Here is a 19,333-nt window from a genome sequence, read left to right as displayed (position 1 = left end):
GAAGATGCCGACGGCAACGCCTGTGGCCGCTTCCCCCCCACCCCGACCCTCCCCCGCAAGGGGGGAGGGGGTACGAGAGAACCGATCTATGTGCCAATCAAAGAACATCTACCTCCCCAACCTCGCCACCATCGAGGCCATCGTCGACGAGACCCCGGATGTCAGAACGCTGCGCCTGGTCTTCCAGGACGAGGCGGTCCGGGAAAATTTCACCTTCCGCGCCGGCCAGTTCGCCGAGTACTCCTCTTTCGGCTTCGGCGAGTCGACTTTCTGTATCGCCTCGGCACCGACCCGCAAGGGTTACATCGAGTGCTGCTTCAGGAGCGTCGGGCGCGTGACCGAGTCGCTCAGAAGGCTTGAGGTGGGCGATACGGTCGGTGTGCGCGGGCCCTACGGCAACTCGTTCCCGATCGAAGAGTTCTACGGCAAGAGCCTTGTCTTCATCGCCGGCGGCATCGCCCTTCCGCCGCTTAGGACCGTGATCTGGAACTGTCTCGACCTGCGCGACAAGTTCAAAGACATCACCATCGTGTACGGCGCCCGCTCCGAGGCGGACCTGGTCTACAAGCACGAGTTGAAGGAGTGGCAGGAGCGCGGCGACGTGCGTCTGGTGAAGTGCGTCGATCCCGGCGGCGCAGGCCCCGACTTCGACGGTAAGGTAGGCTTCGTCCCGACCGTCCTCGAGGAGGCGGCGCCGAGCGCCGAGAACACCATCGCCCTTGTTTGCGGTCCCCCGATCATGATCAAGTTCACGTTGCCTGTTCTGGAGCGTCTTGGGTTCTCCGACGACAACATCTACACCACGCTGGAGAACAGGATGAAGTGCGGCGTCGGCAAGTGCGGCCGCTGCAACGTGGGCAACGTCTACGTCTGCAAAGACGGCCCGGTCTTCACCGCCCGGGAAGTGAAGGCGATGTCGCAGGAGTTCTAGCTGCGCAAAGGGGACTGGCTCCGTCAGGTGCCTGCCCCCTTTCTTGCCCCCGCCTCTATCGCCTTTATCCCTTTTATCCCCTTCATCCCTGTTCAAATTGCTTGACCAACTGCGCGAAATGAGCGAGTCTTTCCGCTTTGGCGCCGCCCTCACCCCGGCCCTCTCCCAAAGGGCGAGGGCCGGGGTGGACGAAATCTCCGCCACAGCGGGTATCCATGCCGTACCTCCTTCTCACCCTGAGCGCTCTGATTTGGTCCGGTAACTTCGTGATCAGCCGGGCGATGAACAGCGTCATTCCCCCCGCGGGCTTCGTCTTCTGGCGCTGGGTGGTCGCCCTCGTGGTGCTCCTACCGATCGCGCTGCCGCGCCTGCGTCGCGAGTGGCCCATCCTGCGCGCCAACCTGCCGCTTATAGGCATCTCCGGGCTCTTCGCCGTCACCCTCTTCAATTACCTGATCTACATGGCGATGCACTGGACCACCGCGATCAACGCGGCCCTCGTCAACTCGGCCATCCCCATCTTCATCATCATGTTCGCCCGCATCTTCTACGGGCAGCGCGTCATGCTGCGCCAGCACGCGGGTGTCTTCCTTTCCCTGGTCGGCGTCGCGGCCATCATCCTGCGCGGCGACCCAGCCCGCATCCTGACGCTCACCTTCAACCGCGGCGACCTCCTGGTGCTCTTGGCCGCGATCGCGTGGGCGCTTTACTCGGTGGCGATCAAGCGCTACCCCCAGGGGCTAAACCCGTTCGTGTTCCTGTTTTCCATGACCGTGGTCGGCCTCGTGCTCCTCGTCCCGTTCTACGCCTGGGAGATCTCCGCAGGACACCACATGACCTTCAACCTCCCTACCGTACTGAGCATCCTGTACGTCGGCGTCCTCGCGTCGGTGGTCGCCTTCACCGCCTGGAACCACGGTCTGCGCCGGGTCGGCCCCCACATAGGCGGGCAGTTCGTGCACCTGATGCCCGCCTTCTCCACCATCATGGCGGTGATGTTCCTCGGCGAAACGCTGCAGGGCTTCCACATCGCAGGCATCGTGCTCATCTTCGCCGGCATCATCTGCGCAACCTATAAAGTAAAGGCCTAGCCCCCTCCCCTGCCCTTCCCTGCAAGCCGCTTGAGGCAGTCGAGTCGTCCATTGTCAATTATCCATTGTCAATTGTTCATTACCCCTGCTTTTCCGTATACTTCCTTGCCCTCCCCCCCTCGCTGCTGATATCGTATTCACTACGCTAAAACAGCTGCAGCATATCTCTTCCCCAAGAAGGTGACCCCAATGTTCGAAGTTGTAAGCAACGAGATTCTCGCGGAAAACCTCCACAAGATGGTGCTGGTCGCCCCCCGCATCGCGCGGGCAAGGAAGGCTGGACAGTTCGTCATCGTCCGCCTCGACCAGGGCGAGGAACGCATCCCGCTCACCATCGGCGACGCCGACCAGGCCGCCGGGACCATCACCCTCTTCATCCAGGCCATCGGTGCCTCCACCCGGAAAATCGTGGCAACGCCTGAAGGCGGCTTCATCCGCGACGTCGCCGGCCCCCTGGGCAAGGAAACCCACATAACCAACTGGGGCAGAGTCGTCTGCGTCGGTGGCGGGGTCGGTACCGCGGTCCTCTTCCCGCTGGTGAAGGCACTCGCCGAGGCGGGCAACGAAATCACCACCATCATCGGCGGTCGTTCCGAGAAGTACGTCATCCTGGCCGACGAGCTTGGGGCTCTCTCGAAAAACCTCATCATCACCACCGAGGACGGCAGCCAGGGTTACAAGGGGTTCGTGACCGGTCCTCTTTCCGAGATCCTCGCCGACCCCGAGCGCGTGCCGCAGGCGGTTTTCGCGGTCGGCCCGGTTCCGATGATGAAGGCAGTGGCGAACATCACCCGCGAGCCCGGCATCGAGACCATCGTGAGCCTCAACCCGATCATGATCGACGGCACCGGGATGTGCGGCGGCTGCCGCGTGCAGGTTGGCAACCAGACCAAGTTCGCCTGCGTGGACGGACCGGAGTTCGACGCGCACCTGGTCGACTTCGACGGCCTTTCCGACCGCCTCACCAGCTATCGCAAGGAAGAGGCGGCAAGGCACGCAGCCGAGGGCTGCAAACTGGCTAAGGAGGTAGCAAAGTGAGCAACGACCTTTCCCCCAAAGAGAGGATGGCGATAGACAGGGTACACATGCCGGAGCTGCCGGCGGACGAGCGGAACAAGAACTTCGAGGAGGTCAATCTGGGACTCTCCGGGGATCAGGCGCTCTCCGAGGCGAAGCGCTGCCTGCAGTGCAAGACGAGAAACTGCGTCGCGGGCTGTCCGGTAGGTGTTTCCATCCCGGAATTCATCGACGCGCTCGCGTGCGAGGACATGCCGCGTGCGGCGCAGATCCTGCGCGGCGACAACGCGCTACCCGCCGTCTGCGGCAGGGTCTGCCCCCAGGAGACCCAGTGCGAGGCGCTCTGCATCCGCGGCAAGAAGGGTGACGCGGTGGCCATCGGCTACCTCGAGCGCTACGTGGCGGACTGGGCCATGCAGCACCCGGACCGCCTTCTCACCGAGCCCGCCCCCGAGCCGACCGGCAAGTCGGTGGCCGTGGTCGGCTGCGGCCCTGCCGGGCTGACCGCTGCCGGTGAGCTCGCACGCCAGGGTCACAAGGTAACCATTTTCGAGGCGCTCCACGACACCGGCGGCGTGCTCCGCTACGGCATCCCGGAGTTCCGCCTTCCCAAGGAGATCATCGACAGCGAGGTTGCCGTGCTCGCCCAGTTGGGCGTCACCATCGAGTGCAACGTGATCATCGGCAAGACGCTCACCGTCGCCGAGCTGCGCAGCGAATTCGATGCGGTCTTTATCGCCAACGGCGCCGGGCTCCCCACCATGCTCAACATCCCGGGGGAGAACCTCAAAGGGGTGTACGCGGCCAACGAGTTCCTCACCCGCGTGAACCTCATGGAGGCTGGGCGCAGGGAGGACAGCGCCACGCCCATCCTGCAGCGTGACGAGGTCGCCGTCATCGGCGGCGGCAACACGGCGATGGACTGCGTCAGAACGGCGAAAAGGCTCGGCGCCAAGCGCGCCATGATCATCTACCGCCGGGGCGAGGCCGAGATGCCGGCGAGGGTCGAGGAGATCAAGCACGCCAAGGAGGAAGGGGTCGAGTTCATCATGCTCACCGCCCCCCTGGCGATCGTCGCCACCGAAGACGGCTGGGTGAAGGCGCTGCGCTGCCAGCGCATGGAGCTTGGTCCCGCCGACGACTCCGGTCGTCGTCGTCCGCAGGCGATTCCCGATTCCGAGTACGACATCCCGGCGGGAATAGTGATCAACGCGGTCGGCACCAACGCCAACCCGCTCCTCACCGCCACCGCACCGGACCTCAACCTCAACAAGTGGGGTAACGTCGTCACCGACGATAACGGCCAGACCAGCATCCCCGGCGTCTTCGCCGGCGGCGACATCGTCAGGGGCGGCGCCACCGTCATCCTCGCCATGGGCGACGGCAAGCGCGCCGCCGCTTCCATCGATGCTTACCTGAAACGCTAAGTTACGCGGTGACGTCTGCCGCACAAAGGGGGAGGGCCATAGGCCCTCCCCCTTTTTTTAGTTCTTGAGATTCCAGTGAGCACAGTTTGCGCTCGCTCGCGAAGGAAAGGGCAAATCCCCCTGTCCCCCCTTCGCAAAGTTCGCTAAGGGGGACAAGCTCCTCCTTCGAAAAGGAGAGGACGTTCTGCCGTGCTCACCGCTTCGAGGAGACATCCGCCTAGTACCCGGAATTCTTAGCTAAAAGGGGAGCGCCGGGGCTCATGTAGTGCTGCGTGAGCAGCTTTTCCCGCTTTCCTCATTATTGCCTGCGGTTGACACCTCGGCTGTCGGGGGTACCTTTTAATGGTTTTGCTGATCTCACCTTTCTAATAGGAGGCAGTCATGAAAAAGAGGGCGTTATTGTTGTTCGCACTACTTTGCCTTGGCAACTCCGCGTTCGCCGCCGATGATCTGACGACGCAGGCGAAGAAGCTCTTCAAACCAATCCCGTCCAAGGCCCCATCCCTGAAGGAGAACCCAGCCACCGCCGCGAAAATCGACCTCGGAAGGAAACTGTTCTTCGATCCGCGGCTTTCCAGCTCACAGCTCATCAGCTGTAACACCTGCCATAACGTCGGGCTGTTCGGGGCGGATCTACAGGAAACTGCAGTTGGACACGGCTGGCAGAAAGGACCACGCAACTCCCCCACCGTCTTCAACGCGGTGTTTGATGCTGCGCAGTTCTGGGACGGAAGGGCGAAGGACCTGCAGACGCAGGCGAAGGGGCCGGTTCAAGCTAACGTCGAGATGAACAGCAACCCAGAACTCGTGGTGAAGACGCTGAAGAGCATCCCGGGTTACGGACCTCTATTCAGGGCGGCCTTTCCCGGGCAGAAGGATCCGGTAAGCTTCGACAACATGGCGAGGGCAATCGAGGTCTTCGAGGCGACCCTTATCACCCCGAGCTCCCCGTTTGACCGCTTCCTGCAAGGAGACACCAAGGCCCTGAACGCAGCGCAGAAAAGAGGGCTCAAGGTCTTCATGAACAAGGGGTGCGCCCCGTGCCACGCCGGGGTCAACGTCGGCGGCGCCGATTACTACCCCTTCGGCGTGCGGGAAGCCCCCGCTACCGAGATCCGCCCATCCGGCGATACCGGCCGCTTCATGGTCACCAACACCGAGAGCGACCGCTACGTCTTCAAAGCCCCTTCCCTGCGCAACGTGGCCGCGACCCAGCCCTACTTCCATTCCGGGAAGGTCTGGAAGCTGCGCGACGCGGTGGCGGTCATGGCTTCGGCTCAACTCGGGATCAAATTATCCGACCATGAGGTGGACGATACCGTAGCCTTCCTGCATGCGCTGACCGGAAAGGAGCCGAGGATCGCTTACCCGCTCCTTCCGCCGAGCTCCGACACGACACCGCAGCCAAAGCTCAAGTAGCAGTGGTACCACCGGACAGCGCGCCCAAGGCCTTCCTCAGGGATTCCAGGTCGTACGGTTTCTGTATGAACTGCGCCCCCTTCTGGCCGGAGAGCCTTCTTGCCTCCTCCGCCGCGCTGTAACCGCTGGAAAGCACGATTTTCACGCCAGGCCGAATGCGGCGTAACTCATCCGCCGCGGTGATCCCGTCCATCCCAGGCATGGATAGATCCATGATCACCGCGGCGATTTTTTCAGCGTGCTCCCGGAACAGGGCGACCGCTTCCGCACCGTCACATGCGATCAAGGTCGGATAGCCAAGCCCCCTCACCATGGCCCGGCAGACCAGTCGCACCATCTCCTCGTCGTCGACAATGAGCACCGTCCCCTCTTCCCCTGCCTCCTCCGGGACCTTGAGCGGTATCCCCGCCTCTGCGCCAGGTGAGCTCTTAGCCGCTTCTTCCCGCGCCACCGCTCTCTCAACGATCGTCGTCGGTGCCAGCTTTGCCGCAACGCTCTTCTCAATCAGTTGTTGTTCGGGAGCGGGTAACAGCACCTTGACGCTGGTCCCCTCCCCTGTTTCAGACCGCACCAGGATGGCTCCGCCGTGCCCGCGTACGATCCCCTGCACGGCGCAAAGTCCCAGCCCGCGCCCCGTAAACTTCGTTGAGAAGAACGGGTCGAACATACGGTCGCAGGTGGCGCGGTCCATGCCGGCACCATTGTCGGCAACCTCAAGGACGATGAAGCTCCCCGCTACCGGCTTTTCGTCCAGCCTGCTGATGGCGAGCTCTGCAGCCCCCACCTCGGCTACGCCCGTGCTGACCGTCACGGTGCCCCCCTCCCCTACCGCTTCGAGGGCGTTGGTGATCAGGTTCACGATCACCTGTTGCATCTGCCCCGGGTCGGCTTCGAACGAGGGAACACCTGGCTGCAACTGGGCGGTGAGGACCGCTCCCTTGCGCACCGACGCCTTCATCAGATCCACGTTCTCCCCTACCAGTCGGTTCAGGTCGACCACCTGCAGGGTATAGCCGCCCTTGCCCGAGTACGCCAGCATCTGGCGGGTGAGATCGCCGGCGCGCTTGGCCGCCTGGTAAGCGTTGTCCAGGTATTTAACGGCCGGACTCTCAGGTTCCACCACGTGACGGACGAGCTCCAGGTTCCCGCCGATCACCATGAGCAGGTTATTGAAGTCGTGGGCCACCCCGCCAGCCAGTACGCCCAAACTCTCCAGCTTCTGAGTGTGCAGCAGCTGTCGCTCCAGTTCCCGTCGCTGCAAATCCCCCTGGCGCTTCTCCGTGATGTCGGTTCCGGAGCTCAGCACCCCCTGCACCTGGCCTTGGTCGTCGCGCAGCAGGATGTTGTGCCACGAGATGAGGCGCGTCCCCTTGTCCCTGGTGACTATGCGGTTTTCGAAGAACTCCAAAAACTCGTGCTCACCGCGCACCAGACCGTCGAAGATCTGGCGGACTTCCCTCTTCTCCTCCGCCGGGACGAAGTTTTCACACCAGTCCATACCGCTGAGCTCCTCCACCGTCCCCCCCAGCAGGACGGCACCGGTGCGGTTGATCATCGCTATGCGTCCGCCGGTATCCACGAGAAGCAGCATAACCGCGGCCACATCGAGGTAGCGGCGGGCATTCTCCTTCTCCCGTTCCAGGTCCCTGGTCCTCTCGGCGACCTGCCGCTCCAGTTCCTCGTGCCAGTTGGCGATGCGTTCGGCCATGCTGTTGAAAGCCGCGCCAAGCTCGGCGATCTCTTTGGCGGTACCGTGACCTGTAGCCGTTCGAGCAGAAAAATCTCCTCCCTCGAGGGCGGCGACGCTTCTGCGCAACTCCCGGATAGGGCTCGCAATCTTGCCGGCTCCCCACCACACGAAGAGCAGTGCTCCCGAAATCATGGCGAGTCCGAACAGGGCCGCCCGGCTCCTCGTGGCTGCCAGGGGCGCGAAGGCGGTCTCCTCGTCGACCGCGACGGCGATCCCCCACCTCCCGGTGCCACCGACCTCCAGGTAACGGTAGGTGGCGAAGAACCTTCTGCCGTCACTCAGCGTCTCCAATTGTGATGACGCCGACTTCCCGAGGACCCGCCCGGTCAGTTTTTCCGTGAGAGGATCCCTGCTAGTCTGGGTCCGACTCTGTTCCGGCACCGATGCGAGCAGCTCGCCGCGCGGGCCCACGAGGATCATGATGCTTTGCGCACCGGCCGTGCCGGGAAGCAGCGTAAGAGCTTCGAAACTCGGTCTCGGTCCGGCCTCGGCAACTACCACCCCCGCAACGTCCCCGGTCACCTTCCCCGCCCTGTCCCGGACCAGTACTTTCCGTCCGATGAGGATCACCGGTTCCCCCCCTTCGCGGACGATGTCGATGTGCTCGGCTGCGCCGACGGCGAGTGCGGCCGCGATGAAAGCCTTGTTGCGGTAACGGGCGCCGACAAGGTCCATCTCGCTCGCAGCCAGGACCTTCCCTGCCGGGCCCACCAGCACCACGGATGTGTAGGTGTCGGGAGAGATGATCTTTAGGGTGCGCAGATTCTGTGAGAGTGACTGGATATCCGCCGAGTCCGGCTCGTCGCCTCCCGCCAGGGCCGATTCGGTCGTCCTCACGAAGTCGCGCGAGTTGGCGACGACGGCGAGCTCGGCACGCCTCGAGGCGAGCCAGGTCACTACCGACTCCACCTTCAAGTCCGCCGCGTCCTCCAGCGCACGCACGATCTCGCTCTGCTTAAGCGGGTAGATCCCTTCGATCCCCAGTTGGGCCGAGCCGTACACGAGAACGAGGATCAACGCCGCCGAACCGGCAAGCGAGATGACGCTGAAGTAGGCTATGATCCGTTCGCGCATGCCGCACGAGGCGGGGTATGGTTTTTCTTTTATGGTCATGGTTGGTGGTTGGAACCTGGCGGCTCCGCATTTACGGCGACCGGATCTTGCAGTGCGCCGTTCGCCCGGTTAGGCAGCCTGGCGGGGGAGGGGAGGATAAATGGCTGCGTACCGTAGGGGCAACGTGTTACTTATTCGGATCTTTTCCACCGACTTTATCGGCATATATGGCGCTTTCTTGAGTCAATGTTTGTGGCGGGGTAGGGGGGGGTGTCTTGGGCAGGCAAAAAAAAAAGCCCCCTCTGGCTGAGGGGGCTTCTGTTGCAATATGCACTCACGCTACATGAAATGCCATATGAGTCCGATATCGTAGGAGGTTTCCCTCACCTTCGAAGAGAAGGTGTAGGTCCCGCTCGCGTCGCTCTCGCTCACGTGGTTGCTGAGCGCGCACATCCCGCCTAGATGCGCTTCGAACGAGCCGGTGAACTGGTAGCCGACCCCGAATGAGAAGTGATGCTCGGCTATCGCCGGGAATCCGATGATGCGCAGGTATTCGTACGCCGCATTGGAGACCGTGGCCCCCTGGATCTGCGTCGTCCCCATGAGGTCGAAGTTCTTGTGTAGCCGCACCGGGTTCTTGCCGTAGTTGTAGCCAAGGCGCAGGGTAAGACCGTCCGGGTCCTTGTACTGCATGCCCAGCGCGTAGACCCACTGGTCCTTCCAGTCAAACTCCCGATAACCGTCGGCATCGCTCCAGTTTAGCCACTTGGCATCGGCCTCGAGGAGCAGGTCTTCGGTGGCGTGCCACGCGATCCCCGCCGAAGCGGTACGCGGGGACTCCATCTCCAGCTCCTTCTTCTCTCCACTACCGAAGTCCGATACCCTCTCGTGCGAAAGCTTCTCCGCGCTGGTGTAACTGGCACCGATGGAGCAGGGACCCATGCGGTAGATGGCGCCAAGCTGCTCACCGATGCCGTAGTTGTGCGAGGTACCTTCGCCGAGGTCAAGAGAGCCATACAAAAGGTGCAGTGAAGACCCTATCGAGAAATTCGGGGTGACCAGGAAGGCGATGTTGGGGGCGAACTTGAGGATCTGGAGTTGCGTGTAGATGTCACCTTCGGCCCCGGGGGAGCCGGGGTTGAGGTCGATCCCTTTGTTCCGGTAGTCGACCCCCATACCGGTGATCCCGAACATGCCGAGACCGAAACGGAACCGGTCGCTGATCGGAGTGACCATACCGACAGCGGGGATGATGAACGGCCTCATGTCGCTCTTCGCGCTGACGACCTGGGGCCCCATGGTCACGGTGGCCTTTACCGACGGGTTGTAGATCGTCGAGGCGAAGACCACCTCGGTGCCGGGGCAGTAGGGCCCCATGCAGACCGCGGCGGGGTTGGCGAAGATGGCGCTTATGGCGTCCTGTGGGGCGGCGACGCCGGCCCCTCCCATGGCGCGAGACGCAGGCGCCACGCCGATCAGGGTATCGCCGTTGGTTGCCCATGCTTCGGGTGAGGAGATAGAAAGTAACAGTGCTGCTGCCGCAAGTACCGCCTTCTTTGCCATAAGCCCGCCTCAATTAATGAATTTCAAGCGGACCTTATAGCACTTTTCTTACAGGGTGTAAATAATCCATTTTTCCGTATACAGATATAAAAACCATTAGACGCGGGAAAAAAGACTTACAGCCACCCCTTCCGCTTGAAATACCAGTAAGGTGCGATGCCGGACAGGATCATCAGGGCCAGGGCCCACGGGTAGCCGAGCCCCATCTTCAGCTCGGGCATGTAGTCGAAGTTCATGCCGTAGATGCTGGCGACGAGGGTAGGGGGGAGGAAGACCACCGCAGCAATGGAAAAGATCTTAATGATCTGGTTCTGCTCGATATTGATGAAGCCCTGGGTCGAGTCCATCAGGAAGTTGATCTTCTCGAACAGGAAGGTGGTGTGCGACATGAGGGTCTCGACGTCGCGGGCGATCTCCCTGAGCGTTTCGGCCTGGTCGGTCCGATCCCGCAAGTGGCGCAGCAAAAAGGAGATGTCGCGCTGGGTATCCATGAGGCAGAGGCGGATCTTTCCGTTACTGTCCTCGAGCCGCGCCAGCTTGTCGATGGCGTCCTCGAGTTCCGCGTCCTCGTCCTCGAGCACCATGTGGCTCACCCCCTCGAGCTGGCGATGGATGTCCTCCAGGGTGTCGGCGTGGTTCTCCACCTTCTGATCCAGCAGGATGACGAGCAGTTCCGCTGCGGAACGGCACTCGACGTGACCGCGGCGGGCGCGCATGCGCAGCAGTCGAAAGTCCGCTAAGTCTCCCTCGCGGATGGTGATCAGGTGGTTCGTCTGCAGGATGCAGGCGACGGTAAGCGTCATGTGACGCCCCTCGCTCTGGGAGAGGAAGAGCGGGTGGACATGGATCCCGGCGGAGTCGACGAAGCATCGGGCGGAGATCTCGATCTCGTCGACCTCGTCGTACTCGGGGATGTCGGTATGCAGGAGGAGCTCCAGCAGATCCCTCTCTTCGTCGTCCGGTTCGTGGGCGTCGATCCAGTCGGCCTTTAGGATCTGGTTGGGGAGGTCCTCCCGCTCGAACTCCATCTCCGTGATGAGTCCGCTTTCTATCTTGAAAAGCCTCAGCATGATGCGCTCCTGCCTGGTCCGCGCCCTCGGTGCCGGCCGTGGCACTGCTGGCACCGGCCCCCTTGCCCGGTTGAAACAAGAAGGGCGGCCTTATCGGCCGCCCCAGTCTGTGGTCCTGAATTATTTCTGCGACAGCCTGTGCACGCAGTCGACCATGAAGATCGCCTTTTCCGGTGGTACCGTGGGGAGGATGCCGTGCCCCAGGTTGAAGATGAGACCGGGCCTGCCGGCGTTTTCGTCGAGCACGCGCTTCACCTCACGCTCGATGATCTCTTCCGGTGCGAAGAGGACGGTCGGATCGAGGTTACCCTGTACCGCCATGTCGCCGAGAATGTCGCGGGCCTTGCCGAGGTTCACGTGCCAGTCGAGGCCCATGACGTCGCCGCCTGCTTCTTTCACGATCTCGAGCATGGTGCCTGCGCCCTTCACGAAGTGGATCACCGGAACGTTGGTGCGGTTCAGGCCGTTGATGAGGCGCTGGGTGTACGGGAGGACGTAGCGCTCGTAGTCGGCGGGGGAGAGCATGCCGCCCCAGGTGTCGAAGATCTGGATCGCCTGCGCGCCGGCCTTGATCTGGGCGTTCAGGTACTCCATGTCCATGGTGGTGATCTTGTCCATGAGCGCCGCGTAGATCTCGGGCTCGGCGTACATCATCTTCTTGAGTGCGGCGAAGTCCTTGGAGCCCTTGCCTTCGACCATGTAGCAGGCGAGGGTGAAGGGGGCGCCGCCGAAGCCGATCAGCGGTACCTTGGCGGCAAGCTCTTTCCTGAGGAGTTTGACGGCGTCGAGCACGTAGGGGACGTCGGTCTCCATTTTCGGGATCTTGAGCGCCTCCACGTCGGCCATGGTGCGGATCGGTTTGGTGAACACCGGCCCCGGGGTGAAGTCGAGCTCCATACCCATCGGCTCGATCGGGGTGAGGATGTCGGAGAAGAGGATCGCGGCATCGACGCCCAGGATGTCCACCGGCTGGATGGTGACTTCAGCGGCGAGTTCCGGCGTCTTGCAGAGTTCCAGGAAGGTGCATTTGGAGCGGACGCGCATGTAATCGGGGAGGTAACGGCCGGCCTGACGCATAAGCCATACCGGTACGATGTCGACCGGCTTACCCCAACATGCGTCTAAAAATCGAGTATTCATAGTAATCCTCCTGGGTGAAATTTTGAGGGATCAAGTATCAAAGTTGTGAGACACACATTCCACAACTTTGATTGCCATCGTCAAAAAAAGCTCAATGAGAGCATGGCACAACCGGTCCCTCTCCCATCTAGAGAGGGGCCGCTTTAAAAGTCCCCCTTTGCGAAGGGGGATTTAGGGGGATTTGCTTTTGCTTGGGGAGAGGCAAATCTCCCCCGCCCCCCTTCGCAAAGGGGGGCGGGAGCAAATCGTCAAATTATTTCTGCTCTTTTCTCTGCACCTTGATCGGCACGTAGTTGCAGAACGGTTCCTCTTCCATGTAGTCGCCGTACACCGCATCGGCGCGGGCGCGGCAGCCGCCGCAGACGTTCAGGTATTCGCACTCGCCGCACTTACCCTTGTAGGCTTTGAAGTCGCGCAGGTCCTTGAAGATCTCCGAGTTTTCCCAGAGCTCCTTGAACGGAGTCTCTTTCACGTTCCCTGCGGTCCTGTGGAAGTAGGAGCAGGGCTTCAGGTTGCCGAAGCAGTCGATGAGGCAGATGGTCTGGGCCGCGATGCACCCCTTGCCGCCGCCGGTGGAGAAGGTGAGGGAACGACGCTCGAACTTCTCACCCTCCGCCTTCGCCTTCTGCGGCACGATGCGGTAGTAGTGCGGCGCGCAGGTCGGGCGCATGAGGATGTCGTCCTCGTTTTTCTCCTGGTGGTAGTGCCAGTCGAGGATCTCCTCGTAGTCTTCCTTGGAGATCAGTTCGCTCATGATGTCCTCGCCGCGACCGGTCGGAACGATCATGAACATGTACCAGGCGGTGGCGCCGATGGACTTCGCCACCTTGAAGGTGTTGGCGATGTCGGTCTGGTTGCGCTTGGTGAAGGAGGAGTTGACCAGGAACTTCTGGCCGTGCTTTCTGAAGAGCTCGGCGGCCTTCATCACGCCTTCGAAGGAGCCCGGGCACTGGCGGAAGTTGTCGTGCACGGCGGCGTTGGAGCCGTCCAGGGAGAGCGACACCATCTTGATGTCCGCCTTCTTCATCTTCTCACACACCTCGTCGGTCACGAGGGAGCCGTTGGTCGCCATGCACATCCTGAGGCCGAGCGAGGTGCCGTACTCGGCGAGTTCGAAGATGTCCGGCCTCATGAGAGGCTCGCCGCCGGAGAGTACCACGACCGGCTTCGAGAAATCGGCGATTTCCTTCAGGAGCTTCTTCCCTTCCTCGGTGGTGAAGTCACCTTCCGACGAGGTCAGCTCGGACGAACAGCGGCAGTGCACGCATTTGAGGTTGCAGCGCTGGGTGGTCTCCCAGGCGATCCATTTCGGTACGAACTCTTCGGCCATGGTATCTCCAATGTGACCCTGGAAAGCGTGCAGTGCGGGGGGGAATCGACTCGGGGGCAGGGAACGAATTCGCGCCAAAAACGGTCGGCTCTGCGACAAGGAACGCTTCGGCTGCCTCCTTCCCGACACGGCGTCGCAAGGGGCATCCAGGAGGTAAAAAGTTTACTGCGAACTTTACTATGAAAGGCGCGACGAACTCAAGAAGAATCGCTTATTCCGCCATTTTACGGTTGAAGACGTATACGGCGACGGCGAAAGATAGGGCCGCACTCAGAACCAGATTGACCAGGTAGTGAGTGGGGACGGCTCCAGTTAGGAGAGCGTCGCGCGCCCCCTCGAAAATAGCCGTGGTGGGAAGCAGCTCAATCAGTGGCAGTATGGATGAAGGGTAGGATGAGAGAGGGAAGAAGATACCCGCCATGAAGATGAGCGGGACGATGATCACGGACTGCACCCGGCCTATGTTTTCCGGCTTGTCTATGACAGTGCCGCAGATAGTGCCGAGGCAGGAAAAGGTCATGGAAGAGAGTGCGATGCAGCCTAAGTAGCTTGGGAGGTGCGTGTAGTCGATGCGGAAGGGGGTGAGGGCGAGGATCACCAGGAAGACGACCGAACCCTTTACCGCCCCTTGTGAGAAGCCGGAGAAGATCTTGCCGATGACGATGTCGTAGACGGTCACCGGGGTGACGCGGTACTCCTCGATGGTGCGCTGCACGCGGCGGTGGAACCACATGCTCCAGGAGCTCTCGTCGAAGGCCGCGTTGACCGCGGTCATCGAGATGAGGCCGGGGGCGATGAAGAGAGGGTAGGGGACCCCGTTCACCGCGGTGATGTACCCTTTGAGCCCGAAGCCGAAGGCGAGGTAGAGGGTGAGGGGGTATGCCACCACCGAGACGAGCTCAGAGACGATGCTGCGCCTTAAGACCAGCATGTCCCTGCCCCAGATGGAAAACGCACCTTTGAACACCGAAACCTCCGTTCAACGTTCAACGTTCAACGTTTTTTCAAGCGTACAATCCCCAACCACCAAGCCTCGGTGCCGCGACATTGCCGCAGGCCCCGGGGGGGGAAACCGGTTTCACACCGAACGTCGAACGCCGAACGTTGAACCGCCTTTATTCCCTGACCCTCTCCCCGGTCAGCGCGATGAACACATCCTCCAGGGATGGCTCCTTGAGACAGATCCTGCGGATGTCGGCACCGCCCAGATGGTCCATGAGCGGCTTGATCGACTCCTCGTCGGCCAGGGTGATCTGGAAAACGGCTCCCTCCCTCTCCACCCCTTTCACGAACGACAACCCGGCCAGCACCCCCTCGTACCGCTCGGCATCACGCTTGAACTCCACCTGGTAGGTGTGCGCCCTCGAATAGGCGTCCTTCAGCTGCGCGGCGGTCCCGTCGGCGAGACACTCGCCGTGATCCATGATCATGATCCGGTCGCAAAGCGCGTCGGCCTCGTCCATGTAGTGCGTGGTGAGAAACACGGTCATCTTGTGGCGCAGACCACGGATGTAATCCCAAAGCGCACGCCGGGACTGGGGATCGAGCCCGGTGGTCGGTTCATCGAGAAAGAGCACCCGCGGCTCGTGCACCAGGGCGCGCGCCACCACGAGACGGCGCTGCATGCCGCCGGAAAAGGTGTCGGGGAAGTCGTTCCCGCGCGAGGCGAGCCCGGTCATCTCCAAAAGCTCGTCGATGCGGGGGTTGTAGGAAGCGGGGCGCATGCCGTGCAGCCTCGCATGCAGGGTGAGGTTCTCGCGCGCGGTCAGGTAACGGTCCAGGTTGTTCTCCTGGGGAACCACGCCGATCAGGCGCCGGACCTCCTTGCCTGCCGTCAGCACGCTGTGACCCTCTACGAAGGCGTCCCCTAAGGTCGGACGCATGAGGGTGGTGAGGATCTTGATGAGGGTGGTCTTGCCGGCGCCGTTCGGGCCTAGAAGGCCGAAGACGGTGCCGCGCGCTACCTCGAGCGAGAAGCGCTCCACCGCGGTGAAACCGTCGTAACTTTTGGTGATCTCGTGGAGCTTGATGGCGTGGCTCATGATTGCCCCGGTCTTTTTGTTACTCCAGCGGGAAAAGCAGGGAGAAGGTGCTCCCGCCTCCTTCGGCCGCTTCCACCCACACCACACCCTCGTGCGCATCCATGATGCCCCGCACGATGGAGAGCCCGAGCCCGCTCCCCTTGGACATGAAAGCGGTGTCGCCGCTCGAGTGGTGGGCGATGTCGCCTACGCCGTAGAACTTGTCGAACACGCGGACCCGCTCGTCGACGGGGATGCCGATGCCGTTGTCGCTCACCTGCAGCAGGTAGTAACTTTTCACCGCAGCGATGTTGTTGGGGAAGGAGGAGTAGAACTGGCGCACTAAAGGGGTCAACTCCTTCAGGCGCGCATGCTTCAGCGTCCGCCCGGTGAGCCGTACCTCGCCGCCGTCATGCGTGAACTTGATGGCGTTCTCCATGAGGTTTCGCACCGCCAGGGTCACGAATCCTTCGTCCACCGGAACCAAGCTCTCCTCGCCGGTGATCTTCACGGCGATGTGTCGCTCGGAAAGCGGCAGCGCGAAGAGGTCGTGCACCTCGCGGCAGAGCTGGATCAGGTTTGCAGGCCTTTTCTGCGCCAGCGGCCCCTGGGCCTCGATCCTCGAGATGGAAAGGAGATCCTCGACCAGCTTTCTCAACTGCACCGTTCCTTCGTACACCGAGGTGAAGATGTTGTGCTGTTCGGGGGTCATCGGTATCCCCGCGTACTTCAGGAGGAACTCAACCCCTCCCATGATCGAGGTGATCGGGGTTTTGAGCTCGTGGGACGCGATGCCGATGAAGTTGTTCTTGGCGGTGTTGAGACGCCCAAGCTCGATGTTGGCCCTCTTGACCTTCTGCAGGTTCTCCTTGAGCTCCATCTTGCTCTTGTAGAGCTCCTCCGCCTTCTCCTTCATCTTGTCGTAGAGGCTGTAGTTGTCGATGAGCACGGCGAGCTGTCCGGCGATGGAGCAAAGCAGGAAGACGTCGCGGTCGCTGTAGTTGCGCCCGGAGATGGTCCCGACCGTCATCACCCCCATCACTTCCTGACCGATCTTCAAAGGCACCGTGCACCAGGAGTGCAGCCCCATGGCGACGGCCGCCTTCTTCGCCTTCTCGGGAAAGCGCGAATCGGGCTCCTCGCCGAGGAATGGGCGCCCGACCTGGGCGAGTCTCGTCCACTCCGCATCGGCGGGAAGCGTCTTCATCGCCTTTTCGAAGGGGGCGGAGAGTCCGAGCGAGGCGCGCATCTTGAGCCGCTCCCCCCCCTCGAAGAGATGGATGCAGGAAAAGTCCATCTGCAGCATGTTGTGCAGTTGGAAGAGGAGGTCGCCCATCACCTTCTCCACCCCTTTGGTGTACTGCAGGCGGAAGGCTACCGCGTAGAGGGTGAGGAGCTCGCGGTCGCTGGTCCGCTTCTCTTCCTCCACTTCGCGCCTCTTGGTGATGTCTTTTATGATGTGCACGAAGCCGGCGCGGTCGTTCCCCTCGATACGCATCGGGTAGCTCGCCACGTTGTACCAGCCGCTCAGGTTGGGGAAGCGGATGTCCTCTTCGGTTTCACCCTGCATGTGCAGGAAGCGGAAGATTTTCCCCTCGGGAACCTCCGATCCGAAGAAAACCTCGTCGATGCGCTTGCCGAGGATGGCGTCGTACCCGCCGGGGAAGTAGGAGAAGACCCGGCCGTTGCAGCGCGAGATGACCCCTTCGTTGTCGGTGATGATGATGAGGTCGGAGACCGCGTCGAAGACCGATTCCCATTCCGCCTTGCCGCGGCGCACCTTGTCCTGGGTGAGCCGGTGCGTCCGGCGCTCCTCCGCCTCGCGAAGCTCGCGCTCCACGACCGGCACGAGGCGCGCCAGGTTCCCCTTCATCAGGTAATCGTTCGCCCCCGACTTCATGGCGGCTACAGCCAGGTCTTCGCCGATCTTGCCGGAGACGATGACGAAGGGGATGTCCTCTCCGCTTTCGTGCAGGATCTGCAGGGCGCCGAGCGCGTCGAAGGCGGGCATCCGGTAATCGGATATCACCACGTCCCACTTGTTATCCTGCAACGCCTGGCGCATCCCCTCCGCGGTCTCGACACGGCGGTGCTCCAGCTGATAGCCGCCGCGCACCAGCTCGCGTACCAGGAGCAGGCTGTCTTCCAGGGAATCCTCGACGAGCAGAACCTTCAAGGGAATTGACGATTGAAGATTGACCATTGACAACGCACTACCTCCAGCAATTGACAGCTGATGATGGTCCATTGACAATGGCAGCACCAACGGCCTCCACTGTCACTTGCCCCATCACCATGACTCCATTCCCGCCTTCGTACCGCCAATAAAAGCTGTTCGTTTCAGTGCCGGGCTTTCCATTGTCAATTGTCAATCGTCATTTGTCAATCACCCGCGTCACTGTTAGCATCCGTCGTCAATTTCCTCTCGGCGCCAGGGTGAAGAAGATGGTAGTGCCCTTGCCGGGCGTGCTCTCCGCCCAGATCCTGCCGCCGTGGCGTGTCACGATGCGATGCGCGATGGCCAACCCGACACCGCTCCCCTCGAATTCGTCGGTGCGGTGCAGCCTGTTGAACAGGGTGAAGAGTTTGCCCGCGTACGCCATGTCGAAGCCGGCGCCGTTGTCGGCAACGAAGTAGACCGTCTCTCCGTTCTCCTCCTTGCCCCCGAGCCGGATGCGCGCCGAGCTCACCTTCGAGCTGAACTTCCAGGCGTTGCCGATCAGCACCTCGAGGAGCTGCCTCGCGAGTTTCGGGTCCGCCTCACCCTTGATCCCCTCCGGAATATCGAACTCCACCTGCCGCGCCGGATCGTTGTGCCTGAGTTCGAGGGAGATCACCTGGGCTTTCACGCTCAGGTCGATGGGCTGGCGGATCAGTTCGCACCTCCCCACCCGGACAAACTGCAGGATGGCGTCGATGAGCTGCGCCATCTTTCCCGTGGCCTGGCAGATGCGGGTCAGGTACTCCCGCCCCTGATCTCCCAGCGTAGCGCCGAAGTCGTCTAAAACGGCGCGGCTGAAGCCGTCTATGTGCCTTAGCGGTGCCCTCAAGTCGTGCGAGATGGAATAGCTGAACGCCTCCATCTCCCGGTGGGCCGCCTCCAGTTGCACGAGCCTCTCCTCCAACTGCCGACGCAGCGACTCCTCGCCGGGGGAAACGGCGGGATTGCTGCGTGCAAGCACCAGGTGCGCCGGCTCCCCCTGAAACCACAAGGGGCGCCAGGTGAGCTTCAGCTCCAGCTCCCTCCCGTCCCGATGACGCTGCCTGCAGGTACGCTCAAGAGCCCCCTCGCCGGCCGGGGCGGAACAAGGATCGACGGACAGCCCCGACAGCCCCAGGGCAAGGAACTCGCTGCGCGCGTAGCCGTACAGGCGGAGCGCCGCCTCGTTCACCGCAAGGATCCGGCCGTCCTCCCGACGGCATACCCACATCGGCTCGGGATTTTCCTCGAACAACTCGCGGTAACCCGCGTCGCTTTCTCGCAGCGCCACTTATCCCCCTATACTCCCAGGATCATCTGC

The 19,333-nt window shown here is 61.9% G+C and carries 14 protein-coding genes; 5 read left to right on the top strand and 9 right to left on the bottom strand.

Annotated elements, in window-relative coordinates:
• Positions 1-88 precede the first annotated feature (88 nt).
• The 5 genes from E4633_RS04250 (at position 89) to E4633_RS04230 (ending at position 5,885) form a co-directional block, all read left to right on the top strand.
• Positions 89-931 (top strand): FAD/NAD(P)-binding protein, encoded by an 843-nt coding sequence (locus tag E4633_RS04250; RefSeq protein WP_135869008.1) that lies wholly within the window; start codon positions 89-91, stop codon positions 929-931.
• Between the two features lie 215 nt (positions 932-1,146).
• The gene (locus E4633_RS04245) at positions 1,147-2,022 is read left to right on the top strand and encodes a DMT family transporter (RefSeq protein ID WP_135869007.1); all 876 of its coding nucleotides are present in this window, start codon (positions 1,147-1,149) and stop codon (positions 2,020-2,022) included.
• Between the two features lie 189 nt (positions 2,023-2,211).
• Positions 2,212-3,060 (top strand): sulfide/dihydroorotate dehydrogenase-like FAD/NAD-binding protein, encoded by an 849-nt coding sequence (locus E4633_RS04240; protein WP_135869006.1) that lies wholly within the window; start codon positions 2,212-2,214, stop codon positions 3,058-3,060.
• Positions 3,057-4,466: an NADPH-dependent glutamate synthase gene (gene gltA, locus E4633_RS04235; protein ID WP_135869005.1), complete on the top strand. Its 1,410-nt coding sequence runs from the start codon at positions 3,057-3,059 to the stop codon at positions 4,464-4,466. Before E4633_RS04240 ends, gltA begins: the two co-directional genes overlap by 4 nt.
• A 381-nt stretch (positions 4,467-4,847) precedes the next feature.
• Positions 4,848-5,885 (top strand): cytochrome-c peroxidase, encoded by a 1,038-nt coding sequence (locus E4633_RS04230; protein WP_135869004.1) that lies wholly within the window; start codon positions 4,848-4,850, stop codon positions 5,883-5,885.
• Here the strand turns inward: E4633_RS04230 and E4633_RS04225 are convergent.
• The 9 genes from E4633_RS04225 to E4633_RS04185 form a co-directional block, all read right to left on the bottom strand.
• Positions 5,878-8,748 carry a hybrid sensor histidine kinase/response regulator gene (locus E4633_RS04225; RefSeq protein ID WP_135869003.1) on the bottom strand — a complete coding sequence of 957 codons (2,871 nt, stop codon included), beginning with the start codon at positions 8,746-8,748 and terminating at the stop codon, positions 5,878-5,880. The two genes, E4633_RS04230 and E4633_RS04225, sit on opposite strands and share 8 nt — an antisense overlap.
• Positions 8,749-9,027: 279 nt before the next feature.
• Positions 9,028-10,251, bottom strand: a complete 1,224-nt coding sequence (locus tag E4633_RS04220; protein WP_135869002.1) for an OmpP1/FadL family transporter — start codon at positions 10,249-10,251, stop codon at positions 9,028-9,030.
• A 116-nt stretch (positions 10,252-10,367) separates the two neighbouring features.
• The gene (gene corA, locus E4633_RS04215) at positions 10,368-11,321 is read right to left on the bottom strand and encodes a magnesium/cobalt transporter CorA (RefSeq protein ID WP_135869001.1); all 954 of its coding nucleotides are present in this window, start codon (positions 11,319-11,321) and stop codon (positions 10,368-10,370) included.
• A gap of 120 nt (positions 11,322-11,441) precedes the next feature.
• Positions 11,442-12,461, bottom strand: a complete 1,020-nt coding sequence (gene hemE, locus E4633_RS04210; RefSeq protein WP_135869000.1) for a uroporphyrinogen decarboxylase — start codon at positions 12,459-12,461, stop codon at positions 11,442-11,444.
• A 253-nt stretch (positions 12,462-12,714) separates the two neighbouring features.
• Positions 12,715-13,791 (bottom strand): radical SAM/SPASM domain-containing protein, encoded by a 1,077-nt coding sequence (locus tag E4633_RS04205; RefSeq protein ID WP_135868999.1) that lies wholly within the window; start codon positions 13,789-13,791, stop codon positions 12,715-12,717.
• Positions 13,792-14,002: 211 nt separating this feature from the next.
• Positions 14,003-14,758 carry an ABC transporter permease gene (locus E4633_RS04200; protein ID WP_135868998.1) on the bottom strand — a complete coding sequence of 252 codons (756 nt, stop codon included), beginning with the start codon at positions 14,756-14,758 and terminating at the stop codon, positions 14,003-14,005.
• Between the two features lie 148 nt (positions 14,759-14,906).
• Positions 14,907-15,833 carry an ABC transporter ATP-binding protein gene (locus tag E4633_RS04195; RefSeq protein WP_135868997.1) on the bottom strand — a complete coding sequence of 309 codons (927 nt, stop codon included), beginning with the start codon at positions 15,831-15,833 and terminating at the stop codon, positions 14,907-14,909.
• A gap of 19 nt (positions 15,834-15,852) precedes the next feature.
• Positions 15,853-18,015, bottom strand: a complete 2,163-nt coding sequence (locus E4633_RS04190) for a hybrid sensor histidine kinase/response regulator (RefSeq protein ID WP_135868996.1) — start codon at positions 18,013-18,015, stop codon at positions 15,853-15,855.
• 211 nt (positions 18,016-18,226) lie between these two features.
• The gene (locus E4633_RS04185; protein WP_135868995.1) at positions 18,227-19,303 is read right to left on the bottom strand and encodes a PAS domain-containing sensor histidine kinase; all 1,077 of its coding nucleotides are present in this window, start codon (positions 19,301-19,303) and stop codon (positions 18,227-18,229) included.
• Positions 19,304-19,333: the final 30 nt, after the last annotated feature.

This window comes from Geomonas terrae, from assembly GCF_004791675.1.
GTDB lineage: Bacteria > Desulfobacterota > Desulfuromonadia > Geobacterales > Geobacteraceae > Geomonas > Geomonas edaphica.
The sequence above is the reverse complement of the archived record's forward strand: the minus strand, read 5'-3'. Positions and strand labels throughout refer to the sequence as shown.